This window comes from Bradyrhizobium sp. WYCCWR 12699 (assembly GCF_032144035.1).
GTDB lineage: Bacteria > Pseudomonadota > Alphaproteobacteria > Rhizobiales > Xanthobacteraceae > Bradyrhizobium.
In genome coordinates this window covers 1146144-1161890 of record NZ_JAVTJN010000036.1, presented here as the reverse complement: position 1 = coordinate 1161890, position 15747 = coordinate 1146144, and the positions used below count along the sequence as shown (strand labels likewise).

Below are 15747 nucleotides of genomic sequence, written 5' to 3'. Positions count from 1 at the left end.
TAACACGACTGTGCTGTGGCTCCGGGCGCGCCAAATGGCGCGCCGCGGCATGACGGGCGTTACTGCGCGCCCACCCAATTGCCGTGAAACCCGTCGGGCACGCGATGGCCGAGCTGCACCAGCGCGACGGGGCCCGCTTCGACATCGGTGGCGTTGAACACCGCGAGGTCGCTGCGGTTCTCGCGCGCGCGCCAGACCACCGCGAGCAGCCAGCCATCGCCCTCGCTCGCATCCTTCGAGCGCTCGACGAACACAGGCTCGGAGATGGTGTCGCCGGCGGGCAGCAGATAATGGCCGAGCCGCCTGCCGTTGTCGTCGACATGGACGACGCCGGCGAGGGCGCCGAACATCGGCAGTTTCGGATTGGCGCAGGCGTACCTGCCGTGACGATTCTTCAGCCCGGCGCGGCGGTCGTCGATGCGCGGGAATTCGCCGGTGAGATCGTCGAGATAGGTCTGCTGGAAGCGATCGGTATTGCCCGAGAGGTCGAAGGTCCAGCGGCAGTGTCGGGCGCGCGACTTCTCCGGATCGGTCGGCCGTCCGTCGGGATGCGGAAACAGCGGCGCTTCCTCGAACTGCATGACGTCGGCGACAATGCGGTTGTCGTCCTCCCACGCATTCATGACGTGGAAGACGTAGCAGGCTTCACCGCGGAACCAGACGATGTCCTTGGCCGTGCCGTTCCGCTTCATCACCCCGACATAGGCGCCCTTGTCCGGCTCCCAGGCGTAGGGCGGCCGTCCGCTCATGGCGCGCTCCATGCTGCCGGTGATCGGCAGGATCGGAAACAGCACATGGTTCGCGGTGACGATGAAGTCGTGCACCATGCTGGCATAGGGCGCCTCGAACCGTTCGAAGCGCGTCGCCTTGCCGGAGGCATCGATCGAGCCGTAGGAGAGGGCGGGCGTCAACGGACCCGCGGCGTTGTAGCCGAAGAACACGAGCTCGCCGGTGACGGGGTCGATCTTCGGATGCGCGGTGAAGCTGCCGGCGACACGGCCCTGATAATTGTGATAGCCGCGCGTCGCCAGCGTGCCCGGCTCGATCTCGGTCGGCAGATGCGCCTCTTCCAGCGCCAGCAGCTTGCCGGCATGGAAGACGATGTTGGTGTTGGCGACGCCGCCGTCGGTGAGATCCGCCGGGGCATCGGGCAGCTTGCGGCCGAAGCCGCCGAACAAAGCGCGGCCGGCATCGTGCTCGGCAAGCCATTTCGGCGTGCGGACCCAGCGGTTGCGGTAGCTGGCGCGGCCGTTCTCGAGGTGGAAGGCGTGCAGCATCCCGTCGCCGACGAACCAATGCGCGCCCGGCGAAGAGAACTGCGGATTGGGACCGTTGCGATAGAGCACCCCGTTCAGATCGCGCGGCAATTCGCCGATGACCGGCAAGAATGGTGCGTCCGCTTCGAACGGGATCGGCGCGATATTGTTGCGGCGCTCGGCGATGGCGTCGTGCTGCACGGCATATCCTCCCTATCTTTACAGCGTAAAGATCAGATAGCGCCACTTGCCATTCCGGTCAAGTGAAATCTTTACACTGTCAATATTGCGTCATATAGCTTGTAAATGACGAAGACCGACACCAAGAGCGAAACCGCGCGAAGCTCGCGTGCCCCCAAACGAACAACGTCGAGCGCGGCACCTCGCACCTCGCGTCGCACGGCGAGCGCGAAGGCCGAGACGCCTTATCATCACGGCGCCCTGCGCGATGCGCTGCTCCAGGCTGCCGAACGGGTGCTGGAACGCGACGGGCTCGCGGGCCTCACATTGCGTGCGGTGGCACGCGAGGCGGGCGTTTCACACGCCGCACCCACCCATCATTTCGGCGATCTCACTGGCCTGCTCAGCGAACTCGCGGCCGTCGGTTTCCGTCAGTTCAATGCCGCGATGGCCTCGTCCTCTGACGCTGCCAGCACGCCGCTCGAACGCGCCCTGGCGCGGCCGAAAGCCTATGTCGCCTATGCGCAGGCTCATCCCGGCATGTACGGCATCATGTTTCGCACCGAGCGGCTGGATTATTCCAGACCCTCGCTGCACGAGGCGGCTGAAGCCTCGTTTGCCGGCCTGGCGAATGCCATCGGCGCGATGCGGCAGGAGCAGATCAGCGAGGATGCGCTGACGCTGAACCAGGGCGCCGCGATCGCGCGCGCCTGGTCGATGGTGCACGGCTTCACCACGCTGCTGCTCGATGGGCGCCTCAAGGATATCCTGGAGCGGCTGCCCGAGGGAACGACGGCCGAACGCCTGCTCGAGGCGATGCTGACCGCGCCGATCGCCGCGAAGCCGCTCGGCTCCTGATCATCAGGTGCGAGCGCAACTCTTGCGGTGGTCAGGCGTTGACGCCACATGGCAAAATCAACGCGCGCTCCCTGGAAACGCTCAAATCCCCGCAAGCGGGCCGGCAAGGCCTCCAAGCATCTCAGTCCCGCGCAGAAATCAGCGGCGAAAGCCCGCGCCCGCCGCGCCGGCCGCCGCTATCCCAACCTCGTGGACAACATGCGCATGGCAGCAAAGAAAAAGAAGAAGTCCTCCAAGAAGAAGAGCTCGAAGAAAACGTCAAAGTCGAAGGCGTCAAAGGCAAAGTCGACGATATCCGCGAAGAAGACCCGCAAGCGCAACGCGAAGACGGCCAAGGCCCGGAAGCACCGCGCATCCGCGCGCGAAAAGGATCCGCGCGGCGGTCTGACCGCAGCGGGCCGCAAGGCGTTCGCCCGCAAGCAGGGCGCTCATTTGCGGCCGGGTGTCACCAAGCCAGAATCAGAGATGACGCCGCAGGAGATGCGACGCAAAGGCAGCTGGGCCGTTCGCTTCTATGGCCGCGCGAAACTGCCGCCGTTGGTCGATGGGAAGGGGCAGCCGACCCGGCACGCGCTGTCGGCCCATGCCTGGGGCGAGCCGGTTCCGAAGACGGTGGCGGCGGCACGGCGCATTGCCGCGAAGGGCGAGCGGCTGCTGGCGCGCTATCGGCGCGCCAAGGTGAGAGCCTAGCGCATCGTCGCAAGCTCGACCGCGCGGCCGCGCGTGCCGATGATCTTCACCTCGTCCTTGCCGCAAGTGAAGCTGCGGGCGAAATCGTCCGCGGCCTTGCGCGCCAGCTCGTTGGCGGTGGGATTGGCGATCGCATCGACATAGGCGACGTGGCAGACCGGGCCCGGCGGCAGCCGGGTCACGACCAGCATGGCCTTGGTGTTGGGCCGCCCCTGCTTGTCGGGATCCGTGTTGTCGGCGATGTGCCAGCGCTGGATGATCGCAAACGGCTTTGCGGCCATTGCGCGCCACTCGATCGTGGTCTCCGACGAATTGAACGGGGCGAACCAGACCTTGGCGGCAGGTTCCTCGGCCGCTTGCTTGCGATTGCGGCCGACCGAGACGATTTCGCGGAGATCGTCCTCGGCAATCAGCACCAGGAAGCCGTTCTTGCCCGGACAGAGGCGCGTCGTGCTGCCGTCGAGCTCGCTGGGCTTGCCGATCTGCCGGCAATCCTTCGGCGCGGTCGAGGTGTACGTGCTGCCCACCGATTGGGCGTCGGCGCTGCTCAGGCCGATGCAAATCATCAGGGCAGCGAGGCCAATGCGGGTGATGTGCTTCATCATGGGGTCTTGATGATACGGGAACTCCGTACCATCTGACGTCTTCATTGTGGGCAAGGTTCAAACAGGCCTGGGATATACCTGACAGCGGCGCGGAATCGTTCTAGAAGAGCGGCTTCGCCTGAGGCATCGTGCCTCGTTCGCGTCCTCATTTCTCTTGATCATGCCAGCCATCGCTTCCAGCAAATCCTATCGCGTCGGCCGTTCCAAAACCGGGCTCGGCCTCTTCGCCACCAAGCCAATCAAGAAGGGTACCCGGATCATCCGCTATTTCGGACCGATCCTGGATTCGCGGATTCCCGAGCAGGACGACATCGAGAACAAATACCTGTTCGAGCTCAACGGCCGCTGGACCATCGACGGCTCGGTGCGCAAGAATCTCGCCCGCTACATCAATCATTCCTGCCGGCCCAACGCCGAGTCCGACGTCAGGCCGCGCGAGCGCAAGGTGTTCATCCGCGCCATCAGGAACATCGAGCCGGGCGACGAGATCAACTACGATTACGGCACCGACTATTTCAAAGCCTATCTGAAGCCGATCGGCTGCAAATGCGAGTCCTGCGAGAAGAAGCGCAAGAAGCTGCGCGCCGAGGCACGGGCGGAAGCCGCCAAGGTGAAGGCGCGCAAGGCCAAGAAAGTGGTGGCCAAGAACGTGCTCGCGAAGGCTTCGAAGAGCAAGGCCGCCAAAAAGAAGAAGCTCAACGGTCATGCCGTTGTCAAGGCGAACGGTCGCGTGCGGGCGTAGCCTCTGCTCTCGTGCCCCGGACGCAGCGCCCCTTGGCGATGCGCCGCAACGCCGAAAGCGTTGCAGCGCGTCCAGGACACGAAAGGCCTCACGCCGCCGCTGCGCGCTCGCTCCTGCGCAATCCCACATATTGCAGCTCTGCGAACACGCCGGTCGCGATCGCCTGCGCGACGACCATGAGTTCGCCGGTGAGATTCGGCGACACCGCGCCTGAGAGCAGTAGCGCAATGCTGCCGACGGTCCAGGCCGCATTGCCGACCACGACCAGCAGTACCAGCGCCTTCGCCACCGAGGCGCGCGAGGCCAGCCAGCCGACCAGCGCGGCGTAGGCAATCAGGAACAGGCCGGTCTCGCGCAGCAGCGCTTCCGGCAGGTTGAATAGAGTTGCGAACGCGCTCGCGCCGAAGCTGAAGCCGAGCGCGGCGACGCCGCTGAAGATGCTATCTGCGAGCAGGGCGCGGCGCAGGAAGGTGGAAGCGTCGATCATCGTAGGTCTCCTTGCTTGGGGGGCTCGGGGTGAAACTCAGCGCCATCCGCGCCAGCGGGCGCGGAGCAGGCGGGCGAGGCGAAACGGACAGAGGCTCTTGCCGACGCCGTGCTCGAAGGCGATGACCTGTGCGACCACATAATCGCCGGTCGAATGCACCAGCGGCTCGGGCATGTTGAGGCTGCGCGCCAGCATGCGGGTCGCGAACGTCACGGCCCAGGGAACAAGGTGGTCTGCGACGGTCCGGTAGAGCAGCAGCGCGATCATGGTCATCTCCTGTTGCAACAGAAGATGCGCCGGCCCAGGGGCCAATTCGATTACCTCAGGGGTAAGGCAGATCGCTATTCAGGACAGTTTTGGGATTTTCAACGCGGTTTGCGATTCGCGAGGATCGCGGGCGTTTTGGCTACGTCGAGGCGCCGAACAGCCTGCGCAGCGCCGGCCACCACTCGCCGGTCATCGTGAACTCGAGCCCGAGCCGGGCTCCGCAGGCAATCGCCAGCAGGGTGATCGGTGCCGAGACGGCGAGCGTCGAGAACGCCGTCAATCCCTGGCCGATCGTGCACCCCATCGACATGACGCCCCCGATGCCCATCAGCAGCGCTCCGGTCATGTGACGCTTCAGTTCGCGCGCGTCGTCGCAGGCCTCCCAACGGAAGCCGCGCGCGAGCATCGCTGCGGCGAACGAGCCGGCCACGACGCCGGCGACGGAGCCGATGCCAAAATTCAGCCGCGCCCCGGAGAAGGTCGCGATGTAGAGGATGCTGTCGCCGAGCGGTGCGACGAAACTGAGCGACGAGACGCGGGCGGGATCGAATTCGTCATCGGCGAGCCATCCGGTCGCGAACCAGCCGAATGCGACCGCGCCGCCGACGGCAAGGCCGGAGGCCAGCAGCCGAGGCGATCGGACCAGCCTGCCGTCGGCAAGCGCCCAGAAGGCAAGCGCCGCGGCGATCGACACGACGAGGAGCGCGCGCAACCCACCTCCCGCACCCAGCAGCGAGGTCAGCGTCTGGTTATTGCCCTCGGAGAGCCGCAGCGACAACGGTTCGATCAGCGTCACGCGTAGCATGCCCGTGATCCCGCGCATGGTCGCGAGCGCCGAGAGGCCGAGCACGAGAAAGACCACGATGGCCCTGAGGTCTCCGCCGCCGACACGGACCAACGTGCCGAAGCCGCAGGTGCCGACCAGCGCCATGCCGATGCCGAACGTCAGCCCGCCCAGAATCGCACCGCCAAGTCCGATCGACGGCGTCAGGTAGATCGACCGCGACAGATCGACGATGCCGAACTCGGCGAGCGCCTGGGTCGCAAGCAGCGCCACGGCCGCAGCCAGCGCAAAGGATTTCAGCCGGCGCAGATCCGCTCCGAAGAACGCATCCTCGAGCATCGCCAGTGTGCAAAATCGTCCCGCGCGACCCGCGACACCGAGCATGGCGCCGGCCGCAAGCCCGCATGCGAACGCTATGGTCGAGGGGTTCAGCATTCCTCCCGGGGATGTTCATTCTTCCTTCCGGCAGTTTGTGCCGGAGGGTTGTGGAAATCCAGAGCGGACAATTACCTGCGCCGCCGGCGCACCGGCTCGCAGAATACGTCGTAGACGGCGGTCAGGATCTTGCGGACGTCCTCGCTGGCGAGGCTGTAGTAGATGGTCTTGCCGTCGCGGCGCGTGGTGACCAGACGGTCGAGCCTCAGCCGCGCGAGCTGCTGGGATACCGTCGATTGCCGCTCGCCGAGGAATTGCTCGAGCTCGGTCACGGACTTCTCGCCCTCGGCGAGGATGCAAAGCAGCAGCAAGCGGGATTCATGCGACACCGCCTTGAGCATGTCGCTGGCCTCGCGCGCCTTCTCGATCATCTGCTCGAGTTCGGCGGAGCCTTCAATCTCCTTCAGCTTCGGCAACGGCATCGCGTCAAGTTCCTCTCACCAAAATCCGCAAGACCAATCACGACCTCTCGGGTTCCGAACCCGCATTTGACAGGATTCGGTCCAAGAGGCCGAAGAAGAAGGCATCCCCCGGATAGCCGCGAATGCGTCCGATCTCGCGGCCCTCTTGTACCACGACGAAAGTCGGCGTGAAGGCACCCGGATCGATTCCGGCGAGATCGGCGGGAACGGGGCCGTTCAGGTTGACCCGGCGCAGCGGTGCGGTCCTGCCTTCCCAGGTCTTGCCGTAGATCGGCGCGATCTCGGCGTTGAAGCGCGCGCACCAGGCGCAACCGGCCCGTTCGAACATGACGAGCTCGGCGGCGCGCGAGGCGGTCGCCGGCAGCGCCAGTCCGAAGGCGAGGGCGAGCAAAACGATGATTCTTGTCATGCTGCGTGACCGGTCTTCTGGATTGCCTGACGGGCTTGCATTGCAAACGTGCCTGGCGCTTTATATCATTAAATTCGTATATGTGCTAGGGATGGGGCGGAAATGACCTTGGACGTCACGCTGGGTGCGGCCTTCGTCGCGGGCCTGTTGTCGTTTCTGTCGCCCTGCATCCTGCCGCTGGTCCCGCCCTTCCTGTGCTACATGGCCGGCGTCTCCGTCACGAATCTGTCCGGCGACAGGCCGGATCTGCGGCCCCGTATCCTGGTCTCCGCGCTGTCCTTCGTTGCAGGTTTCTCGCTGGTCTTCGTCGCGCTCGGCTCGACCGCCTCGATCGCGGGGCGCTTCGTCTCCGCGCATCTGTCGACGCTCGGCATCGTCGCGGGCGGGCTGATCATCGTCATGGGCCTGCATTTTCTCGGGCTGCTCAGGATTCCGCTGCTCTATCGCAGCGCGACCGTTCAGGTCGACAACCGTCCGGCCGGCGTAGCGGGGGCCTTCGTCATGGGCCTGGCATTTGCGTTCGGCTGGACGCCCTGCGCGGGCCCTATCCTCGCCGCGGTGCTGCTGATGGCGGGCTCGGAGGACACGACCGGGCGAGGGGCGCTGCTGCTGCTCGCTTATTCGGTCGGGACCGGCATTCCCTTCCTGATCGCAGCGGCCTTCACCGGCCGCTTCATCACAGCGCTGGGCCGTATGCGCCGGCATCTCGGCTTGATCGAGAAGACGATGGGCGTCTTCTTGGTCGCGACCGGCTTGATGTTCCTGACCGGGTTGATGCCTGCGGTCTCGGAATGGCTGCTCGAGCATTTCCCTGCTTTGACCAGCATCGGCTGAGGCTAGCCGTAGCGGAAGTCGAGCAACTGGGCGAAGGACTGCAACTCGATGAGGTAGCGATGCACAAGGGGGCCGTCGCCGGCCTTCGCGGCCTGGGCGATCTCGCCGCTGCTGGCGATGGCGCCATCGATCAGGCGGCGGAATTCGCCCTGAGCGGCGATCTCGCCATTTGCCTGTTCGTTGCAGCTTTGAAGCCGATCGCGGAACGCGCTTGCGGCCGCGACCGTCTCCTCGGCGTTCGCTGGCGCCGGCTGCTCGCCGAATCTGACGGCTGCGACCCGCAACCTCTCCATGGCGGGCGCGATCTCGAAGATGCAATCGCCGAGATCGTAGAGGCCAGCATCTTGCCTCAGCGCGTGAAGAGCCTGTCGAAGCCCCAGCAGCTCGCGGCCGGCGGCGACATTGTCGCCGCGGTCCAGCGCCCCCGTGATCGCCGTGAGTCGGTCGCGCCCCCGCGCGAGAAATCCCGCCAATTCGGCTGGCACGTCGGCGGGCAGGGAGCTGTCTTGCACGAACCGCCGCCACCGGGTGACTGCCTCGTCCGTCTCGATCTGCGCCAGCGCGACGTTGCCGGTGCGCGCATAGCTCGCGGCCGTGCGAAGATTGGCCATAACCGGCGCCATCGCCGATGCAAATTCGGCACGTCTGTCGGTCTCCGCGCCGAGCGCGAGCGTATTCGAGGCCAGCCACGCCAGCAGCACGATGGTGCAACGCAAGATCGGAACTCCTTGTCACATTCGTGTATTCGAATATCATAATGAAAATGAGCATTGCGCAAGATCTTCCGACGCACCAAGCCCCGCTATCGCTTCTGCCGACGCGGCGCGGCCTCCTTGCACTCGCTGTGGGCGCGGCCCTCGCCGGGCGCCGCGCTGCGGCCGCAGAGCCCACGGTCGGAGAAGACGGGCTCTATCACGAGCCCTGGTTCTTGCAGAGCTTCCTCGATCTGCGCGAGGACCTGGAGAGCGCGGCGGCGGGCGGCAAGCGCCTCGCCATCATGTGGGAGCTGCGCGGCTGCCCCTATTGCCGCGAGACGCATCTGGTGAACTTCGCCGATGCCGGCATCGCGAGCTATATCCGTGACAATTTCGAGGTGTTGCAGCTCAATTTGATCGGCTCGCGCAAGGTGACCGATTTCGACCGCGAGGAATTGGCGGAGAAGGACCTCGCCCGGAAATACGGCATCCGCTTCACGCCAACCTTCCAGTTCTTTCCGCCATCCGTCGATGGCCTCCAAGCGAAGGACGCGATGGCGCGCGAGGTGGCGCGGGCACCCGGCTATCTCAAGCCGCCGCACTTTCTAGCGATATTTCGCTTCGTGCGGGAGGGCGGCTATGAGCGCGGCTCGTTCCGGGATTTCCTGGCTGCGAACGGCTGAAGGGACGCGTCCAGCGAATTTCGCTTGACGCCGTCATTCACATGAACATATCTTGATAAGTGAATTTGATGGATCGTGAGTCCATCATGATCGGAAGCGGGCGTCACCCCGCGATAAGGGTAGGAAACATGCGGCGCTCGCTTGCGGCTGCGTTTGCACTTTGTCTGTCGGCTGGCGGCGTTGTCGCCCAGGAGCCCGTCAAGGAGCCGATCAAGCTCGACATCGTCGACGACGCCTTGCCGAAATCCCTGACCGGCGCGCCCGGCGATGCCGCCGCCGGCAAGAAGGTGTTCCTGACCCGCACGCTCGGCAATTGCCTGGCCTGCCACCAGGTCACCAGCCTGAAGTCCGAGGAATTCCACGGCGAGTTCGGTCCGTCGCTCGACGGCGTCGCCGGCCGCTACAGCGAGGCGCAACTCCGCCTCATCGTCGCAGACCCCAAGCGCATCTTCACCAACACGGTCATGCCGGCGTTCTTCAGGAACGACGGCCTCAGCCGGGTGCGACCGGAATTCGTCGGCAAGTCCATTTTGACGGCCGCGCAGGTCGAGGACGTCATCGCTTTTCTCAAGACGCTGAACTGACGGCGAGGAGGATCAGGAATGAAGGCGATCAATCGACGGCAGGCATTTGCGCTCGGGGGCGGCTTCGTCGTGCTGACGCTGATGCCGATGGCGGCCGATGCCGAAGTGACGAACGATGCGGCGAAGTGGATCGAGAAGTTCACCGGCGGCAAGCAGCCGGCCAAGGGCAAGATCTCGCTCGACCTGCCGGAGATCGCGGAGAACGGCAACACCGTTCCGCTGTCGATCAACATCGAGAGCCCGATGACCGCGGAGGCCTACGTCAAGGACGTCCTGATCATCGCGGACGGCAACCCGAATGCGGGCGTGGCGACGCTCTCGTTCACCCCCTTGTCTGGCAAGGCGGAAGCCTCGATCCGGATCCGGCTCGCGTCCACGCAGAACGTGGTGGCGATCGCGAAGATGAGCGACGGCTCGCTGTTCACCGAGCAGAAGACCGTCAAGGTCACCATCGGCGGCTGCGGCGGCTAAGGGCGTCAGGAGAAAACAGATGGCAGACAAACCGCGCATCAAGCTTCCCAAGGAAGCCGCCAAGGGCGAGGTCATCCAGATCAAGACCCTGGTCTCGCATGTCATGGAATCGGGCCAGCGCAAGGACGCGCAGGGCAAGGCCATTCCGCGCAAGATCATCAACAAGTTCGCGTGCGAGTTCAACGGCAAGCCGGTGTTCTCCTGCGCGCTGGAGCCGGCGATCTCGGCCAATCCTTACGTCCAGTTCGACGCCAGGATCGACGAGGCCGGCACGTTCAAGTTCTCCTGGACGGATGACGACGGCACGGTGATCACGGCCGAAGAGAAGATCGCGCTCAAGGCATGATGCGCATCGCGCATTGAGGGAGACTCGAATGGCGCCACGATATCTTGCTTTGGCCGCTGCGATCGTGGCCGCCGCATCGGTTGCGACGCTCGCCTACGCAGAGGAAACCGAGCGCAAGGGCATCGCGGCGCCGCCCGGCCACGTCTTCAAGACCATCATCTCCGGCTACGAGTTCCGCAGCAAGGAGACCCGCGCGCTGCAGGACGACGATCTCGAAAATCCGGGCTTCCTCGCCGTGGAACGCGCGGCGGATGCCTGGAAAAAGGCCGAGGGCAGCGAGGGCAAGTCCTGCATGAGCTGCCACGGCGAGGCCGAGACCAGCATGAAGGGCGTCGGCGCCGCCATGCCGAAATGGGACGACAAGTTGAAGAAGCCGGTCAATCTCGAGCAGCGCATCAACATCTGCCGGAGCGAGCAGATGAAGGCCGAGCCCTGGAAGTTCAAGTCCCGCGAGCTGACTGACATGACGACGTTCGTGCGCTATCAGTCGCACGGCATGAAGGTCTCGGTGAAGACCGACGGGCCGATGTCGCCCTGGTTCGAGCGCGGCAAGCAGATCTATTATACGCGCTACGGCCAGCTCGACCTCGCCTGCGAATCCTGCCACGAGCGCAACAACGGCAAGTTCATGCGCGCCGATTTCCTCAGCCAGGGCCAGACCAACGGCTTTCCGACCTACCGGCTGCGCGACCAGCGCCTGGTGCCGCTGCATGAGCGTTTCGAAGGCTGCATGTTCGACGTGCGCGCCGAGCCGTTCAAGCCGCTCTCGGACGAGTTTCTCGCGCTCGAGCTCTATGTGGCCTGGCGCGGCATCGGTCTGCCGGTCGAGACGCCGTCGGTGCGCAACTGAAACGATGAGCTTGTAGGAGCACTGCGCATGATCTCTCGCCGCGAGTTCATTCAGGTTGCCGCGGCAACGGCGGCCCTGTCGAGCGGCGTCGGCTCCGGCCTGACGCGTGCGGTCGCCCAGCAGCGCCTGACCGAAAAGGAATTGCTGGCCTTCGAGCCGCTCGGCAACGTCACGCTGGTGCATGTGACCGATATCCACGGTCAGCTGATGCCGCTGTATTTCCGCGAGCCCTCGACCAATCTCGGGGTGGGCGAGGCCAAGGGCCTTCCGCCGCACGTCACCGGCAAGGAGTTCTTGACGCGGTTCGGCATCGCGCCGGGCTCGTCGGCGGCCTACGCGCTGACCTCGGAGGATTTCGAGTCGCTCGCCAAGAGCTATGGCCGGATCGGCGGCCTCGATCGCGCCGCCACCGTGATCAAGGCAATCCGCGCCGAGCGCGGCGACAAGGTCGCGCTGCTCGACGGTGGCGACACCTGGCAGGGCTCGTGGTCGTCGCTGAAGACGCGCGGCCAGGACATGATCGACTGCATGGCGCTGCTGAAGCCCGACGCCATGACCGGACATTGGGAATTCACCTACGGCACCGAGCGGGTCAAGCAGGCGATCGAAGGCCTCGGCTTTCCGTTCCTCGGCCTCAACATCCGCGACACGGAGTGGAACGAGGCCGCGTTCGACGCCTCGACCATGATCGAGCGCGGCGGCGTCAAGATCGCGGTGCTCGGTCAGGCCTTCCCCTATACGCCGGTCGCCAATCCGCGCTGGATGATTCCGACCTGGTCGTTCGGCGTGCGTGAGGAGGACGTGCAGGCGCAGGTCGACAAGGCGCGCAAGGGCGGCGCGCAACTGGTCGTGCTGCTCTCCCACAACGGCTTCGACGTCGATCGCAAGCTCGCAAGCCGCGTCAAAGGCCTCGACGTCATCCTGACCGGACACACCCACGACGCATTGCCCGAAGCCGTCAAGGTCGGCAAGACGCTGCTGATCGCTTCGGGCTCGTCCGGCAAGTTCGTCTCGCGGCTCGATCTCGACGTCCGCGACGGCGAGATCAAGGCTTACAGGTACAAGCTCATTCCGCTGTTCTCCGACGTGATCGGCGCGGACGCCGAGATGGCCGCGAAGATCGCCGAGGTACGCAAGCCTTTCGCGTCCGATCTCGCCAAGGTGCTCGGCAAGACGGACTCGCTGCTGTACCGGCGCGGCAATTTCAACGGCACGTTCGACGATTTGATCTGTCAGGCACTGCTGCAGGAGCGCGACGCCGAGATCGCGCTCTCGCCCGGTTTCCGCTGGGGCACCAGCGTGCTGCCGGGGCAGGACATCACCTTCGAGGACGTCACCAACGCCACCGCGATTACCTATCCCGCCGTCTACCGCATGGGCATGACGGGCGCGCGACTGAAAGAGATCATCGAGGACGTCGCCGACAATCTCTTCAACATCGATCCCTACTACCAGCAGGGCGGCGACATGGTGCGCATCGGCGGGCTCGCTTACGCGATCGACGTCGCCAAGCCGCAGGGGCAGCGCATCTCGGACATGCAGATGGTCAAGACCGGCGCGCCGATCGATCCCGCCAGGGAATATCAGGTCGCGGGCTGGGCCAGCGTCAACGAAGGCACCGAAGGACCGCCGATCTGGGACGTCGTCGCGAACTATCTGGCGCGACAAAAGACCGTTCGGCTCGAACCCAACCGGGCCGTCAAAGTTACCGGAGCGTAAGAAGCGATGTCGAAGATGGACAATCCCCGGCAATCCCGACGCAGTTTCCTGGCCGCTGGCGCCGGCGTTGCGGCGTCCGTGCTCGCGAAGCCCGCCGCGGCCGGCGCCGGCAATCCCGCCAACCAGCCGCCCAACGTTCCCGAATGGACCAAATCGCTCGGCGAGGGCGTCGCTGTGCGCCCGTACGGCAAGCCGTCGAAATTCGAGAAGGACGTCGTGCGGCGCGACGTCGAATGGTTGACCGCCTCGCGCGAATCCTCAGTGAGCTTCACGCCGCTGCACGAGCTCGAGGGCATCATCACGCCGAACGGTCTCTGCTTCGAGCGGCATCACGGCGGCATTGCCGAGGTCGATCCCGCCGATCATCGCCTGATGATCCATGGCCTCGTCGAGCGTCCGCTCATCCTCACGCTGGAGGAGCTGAAGCGCTATCCGCGCGTCAACCGCATCCACTTCATGGAATGCGCGGCGAATTCGGGCATGGAATGGCGCGGCGCCCAGCTCAATGGCTGCCAGTTCACCCACGGCATGATCCACTGCGTGCAATATACCGGCGTCTCGCTGCGCACCCTCTTGGAGGAGGCCGGCGTCAAGACCAACGGCAAGTGGCTCTTGGTCGAGGGCGCCGATGCGGCCGCGATGGACCGCAGCCTGCCGATCGAGAAGGCGCTCGACGATTGCATCATCGCCTACAAGATGAACGGCGAGGCGCTCTATCCCGAGCAGGGCTATCCGATGCGGCTCGTGGTGCCGGGCTGGCAGGGCAATCTCTGGGTCAAGTGGCTGCGCCGCATCAAGGTCGGCGACCAGCCCTGGCACACCCGCGAGGAGACGTCGAAGTACACGGACCTCATGCCGAACGGCAAGGCACGCCGTTTCACCTGGTCAATGGATGCGAAATCCGTGATCACGAGTCCGAGCCCGCAGGCGCCGATCAGGCACGGCAAGGGCTTTACCGTCGTGTCAGGACTCGCCTGGAGCGGCAACGGCAAGGTCAAGCGCGTGGACGTTTCGCTCGACGGCGGCCGCAATTGGTGGCCGGCGCGCCTCGATGGTCCCGTTCTCGACAAGGCGCTGACGCGCTTCTACTATGAGTTCGACTGGAACGGCGAGCCGCTGCTGCTGCAATCGCGCGTGCAGGACGAGACCGGCTACGTGCAGCCGAGCAAGGCCGAGCTGCGCAAGATCCGCGGCGTCAACTCCATCTATCACAACAATGGCATCCAGACCTGGCATGTGCAGGCCAATGGTGAGGTCGAGAATGTCGAAGTCGCTTAAGCTCATTGCAGCCGCACTACTCGCCTCCACGCTGAGCGCGCCGGCGCTTGCGCAGCAGAAGGCGGATGCCAAGAGCGGTCCGCGCTACCACATAGGTCGCGCGCCGACCGCGGACGAGATCCGCGGCTGGGATATCGACGTGCGGCCGGACGGCCAGGGCCTGCCGGAAGGCAAGGGCACCGCCATGCAGGGCGAGAAGCTGTTCATGGACAATTGCGCGAGCTGCCACGGCGAATTCGGCGATGGCAACGGCCGCTGGCCGGTGCTGGCCGGCGGCAAGGGCTCGCTGACATCGGACAATCCGGTCAAGACCGTGGGCTCCTACTGGCCCTACGCCTCCACCGTGTTCGACTACGTCCGTCATGCCATGCCATACGGCAACACGGGCTCCCTGTCAGTCGATGAATATTATGCGCTGGTCGCCTACGTCCTGTATCTGAACGACGTCGTCACCGATCAGAACTTCGAGGTGAACAGGAAGACCCTCGCCACGATCAAGATGCCGAACGAGCAGGGCTTCGTGATGGACGACCGTGCCACCAGCGAGAAGTCGTTCTGGCAGAAGGATCCCTGCATGAAGGATTGCATCGCCCCGGTGAAGATCACCGGACGCGCTGCCGCCATCGACGTGACGCCGGAGGACGGCAAGGAAAAGAAGTCGCGGGGCGTGGAGTGAGACACGGCCGGGCGAGCCGCCGCACGCTGCTGCATGCGGTTCTCGCGGCCGGCCTGCTCGTCACGATCCATCCGGCCGTGGTCCAGGCGGCGGAGCCTCACAGGCTCGCGCTGCAGATCAGCGACGACGATCCGGTCAAGATGCGCGCCGTGCTCGATGTTGCCGCCAACGTCTCGCGGCATTATTCCGGGCAGGGCGAGGACGTCGAGATCGTGGTCATCGCCTTCAACGGCGGCCTCGACATGCTGCTCGACGACCGCTCGCCGGTGAGGGAGCGCCTGGTGAATTTCCTGAAATCGATGCCCAATGTGAGTTTCATTGCCTGCGGCAATACGCTGGAGACGCTGGCGGTGAAGGAGGGCAGGCGGCCCGCGCTGCTCGAAGGCATCGGCGTCACGCAGGTCGGGGTTGCCGCGCTGATAGATCTCGCCGAAAAGAACTGGACGATTGTCCGGCCGTAGGGGAGATAGCCGACG

The 15747-nt window shown here is 65.0% G+C and carries 21 protein-coding genes; 13 read left to right on the top strand and 8 right to left on the bottom strand.

The features are described from left to right. Positions 1-59: 59 nt before the first annotated feature. Positions 60-1457 carry a carotenoid oxygenase family protein gene (locus RPS27_RS30625; protein WP_313754891.1) on the bottom strand — a complete coding sequence of 466 codons (1398 nt, stop codon included), beginning with the start codon at positions 1455-1457 and terminating at the stop codon, positions 60-62. Positions 1458-1562: 105 nt separating this feature from the next. On the opposite strand from RPS27_RS30625, the gene RPS27_RS30620 reads away from it, so the two are divergent. Both RPS27_RS30620 and RPS27_RS30615 read left to right on the top strand, forming a co-directional pair. Beyond that, on the top strand, positions 1563-2294 hold the full coding sequence (locus RPS27_RS30620; RefSeq protein ID WP_313754890.1) for a WHG domain-containing protein: 732 nt from the start codon (positions 1563-1565) through the stop codon (positions 2292-2294). A gap of 48 nt (positions 2295-2342) precedes the next feature. Beyond that, positions 2343-2984, top strand: a complete 642-nt coding sequence (locus tag RPS27_RS30615; RefSeq protein ID WP_313754889.1) for a DUF6321 domain-containing protein — start codon at positions 2343-2345, stop codon at positions 2982-2984. Here the strand turns inward: RPS27_RS30615 and RPS27_RS30610 are convergent. Continuing rightward, positions 2981-3586, bottom strand: coding sequence for a hypothetical protein (locus RPS27_RS30610; protein ID WP_313754913.1), 606 nt, complete (start codon positions 3584-3586; stop codon positions 2981-2983). The two genes, RPS27_RS30615 and RPS27_RS30610, sit on opposite strands and share 4 nt — an antisense overlap. 163 nt (positions 3587-3749) lie before the next feature. On the opposite strand from RPS27_RS30610, the gene RPS27_RS30605 reads away from it, so the two are divergent. Then, positions 3750-4331 carry an SET domain-containing protein gene (locus tag RPS27_RS30605; RefSeq protein WP_211418897.1) on the top strand — a complete coding sequence of 194 codons (582 nt, stop codon included), beginning with the start codon at positions 3750-3752 and terminating at the stop codon, positions 4329-4331. 88 nt (positions 4332-4419) lie between these two features. On the opposite strand, the gene RPS27_RS30600 is transcribed toward RPS27_RS30605, so the two are convergent. From RPS27_RS30600 to RPS27_RS30580, 5 genes are all read right to left on the bottom strand, one after another. Beyond that, positions 4420-4818, bottom strand: coding sequence for a hypothetical protein (locus RPS27_RS30600; protein ID WP_194403205.1), 399 nt, complete (start codon positions 4816-4818; stop codon positions 4420-4422). Positions 4819-4854: 36 nt separating this feature from the next. Continuing rightward, positions 4855-5085, bottom strand: coding sequence for a hypothetical protein (locus tag RPS27_RS30595; protein ID WP_194403204.1), 231 nt, complete (start codon positions 5083-5085; stop codon positions 4855-4857). Positions 5086-5224: 139 nt separating this feature from the next. Next, positions 5225-6304 carry a YeeE/YedE family protein gene (locus tag RPS27_RS30590; RefSeq protein WP_313754888.1) on the bottom strand — a complete coding sequence of 360 codons (1080 nt, stop codon included), beginning with the start codon at positions 6302-6304 and terminating at the stop codon, positions 5225-5227. A 71-nt stretch (positions 6305-6375) separates the two neighbouring features. After that, positions 6376-6726 (bottom strand): metalloregulator ArsR/SmtB family transcription factor, encoded by a 351-nt coding sequence (locus RPS27_RS30585; protein WP_313754887.1) that lies wholly within the window; start codon positions 6724-6726, stop codon positions 6376-6378. Between the two features lie 37 nt (positions 6727-6763). Beyond that, on the bottom strand, positions 6764-7135 hold the full coding sequence (locus tag RPS27_RS30580; protein ID WP_194403202.1) for a thioredoxin: 372 nt from the start codon (positions 7133-7135) through the stop codon (positions 6764-6766). A gap of 102 nt (positions 7136-7237) precedes the next feature. Here RPS27_RS30580 and RPS27_RS30575 point away from each other — a divergent pair, with 102 nt between their 5' ends. Then, positions 7238-7969 carry a cytochrome c biogenesis CcdA family protein gene (locus tag RPS27_RS30575; RefSeq protein ID WP_313754886.1) on the top strand — a complete coding sequence of 244 codons (732 nt, stop codon included), beginning with the start codon at positions 7238-7240 and terminating at the stop codon, positions 7967-7969. 2 nt (positions 7970-7971) lie between these two features. Here RPS27_RS30575 and RPS27_RS30570 read toward each other — a convergent pair whose 3' ends face one another. After that, positions 7972-8670: a hypothetical protein gene (locus tag RPS27_RS30570; RefSeq protein ID WP_246776311.1), complete on the bottom strand. Its 699-nt coding sequence runs from the start codon at positions 8668-8670 to the stop codon at positions 7972-7974. A 56-nt stretch (positions 8671-8726) separates the two neighbouring features. Between RPS27_RS30570 and RPS27_RS30565 the strand changes: the two genes are divergently transcribed. From RPS27_RS30565 to RPS27_RS30525, 9 genes are all read left to right on the top strand, one after another. Next, complete coding sequence (locus tag RPS27_RS30565) at positions 8727-9347, top strand: thioredoxin family protein (protein ID WP_313754885.1); 621 nt, start codon at positions 8727-8729, stop codon at positions 9345-9347. Positions 9348-9475: 128 nt separating this feature from the next. After that, positions 9476-9931 (top strand): sulfur oxidation c-type cytochrome SoxX, encoded by a 456-nt coding sequence (gene soxX / locus RPS27_RS30560; RefSeq protein WP_313754884.1) that lies wholly within the window; start codon positions 9476-9478, stop codon positions 9929-9931. Positions 9932-9949: 18 nt separating this feature from the next. Further along, entirely contained in the window at positions 9950-10402 is a 453-nt protein-coding gene (gene soxY, locus RPS27_RS30555; RefSeq protein ID WP_285807028.1) for a thiosulfate oxidation carrier protein SoxY, read from the top strand. Positions 10403-10421: 19 nt separating this feature from the next. Further along, the gene (gene soxZ / locus RPS27_RS30550) at positions 10422-10748 is read left to right on the top strand and encodes a thiosulfate oxidation carrier complex protein SoxZ (protein ID WP_212068235.1); all 327 of its coding nucleotides are present in this window, start codon (positions 10422-10424) and stop codon (positions 10746-10748) included. A gap of 28 nt (positions 10749-10776) precedes the next feature. Then, on the top strand, positions 10777-11598 hold the full coding sequence (gene soxA / locus RPS27_RS30545) for a sulfur oxidation c-type cytochrome SoxA (RefSeq protein ID WP_285807027.1): 822 nt from the start codon (positions 10777-10779) through the stop codon (positions 11596-11598). Positions 11599-11625: 27 nt separating this feature from the next. After that, positions 11626-13317 (top strand): thiosulfohydrolase SoxB, encoded by a 1692-nt coding sequence (soxB, locus tag RPS27_RS30540; protein WP_313754883.1) that lies wholly within the window; start codon positions 11626-11628, stop codon positions 13315-13317. Between the two features lie 6 nt (positions 13318-13323). Continuing rightward, a complete protein-coding gene (soxC, locus tag RPS27_RS30535) occupies positions 13324-14595 on the top strand; it encodes a sulfite dehydrogenase (RefSeq protein WP_313754882.1) in 1272 nt (423 codons plus the stop codon). Further along, positions 14534-15271: a c-type cytochrome gene (locus RPS27_RS30530; RefSeq protein ID WP_409517580.1), complete on the top strand. Its 738-nt coding sequence runs from the start codon at positions 14534-14536 to the stop codon at positions 15269-15271. The genes soxC and RPS27_RS30530 overlap by 62 nt, the downstream gene beginning before the upstream one ends. 26 nt (positions 15272-15297) lie before the next feature. Then, complete coding sequence (locus RPS27_RS30525) at positions 15298-15732, top strand: hypothetical protein (RefSeq protein ID WP_194408384.1); 435 nt, start codon at positions 15298-15300, stop codon at positions 15730-15732. Positions 15733-15747: the final 15 nt, after the last annotated feature.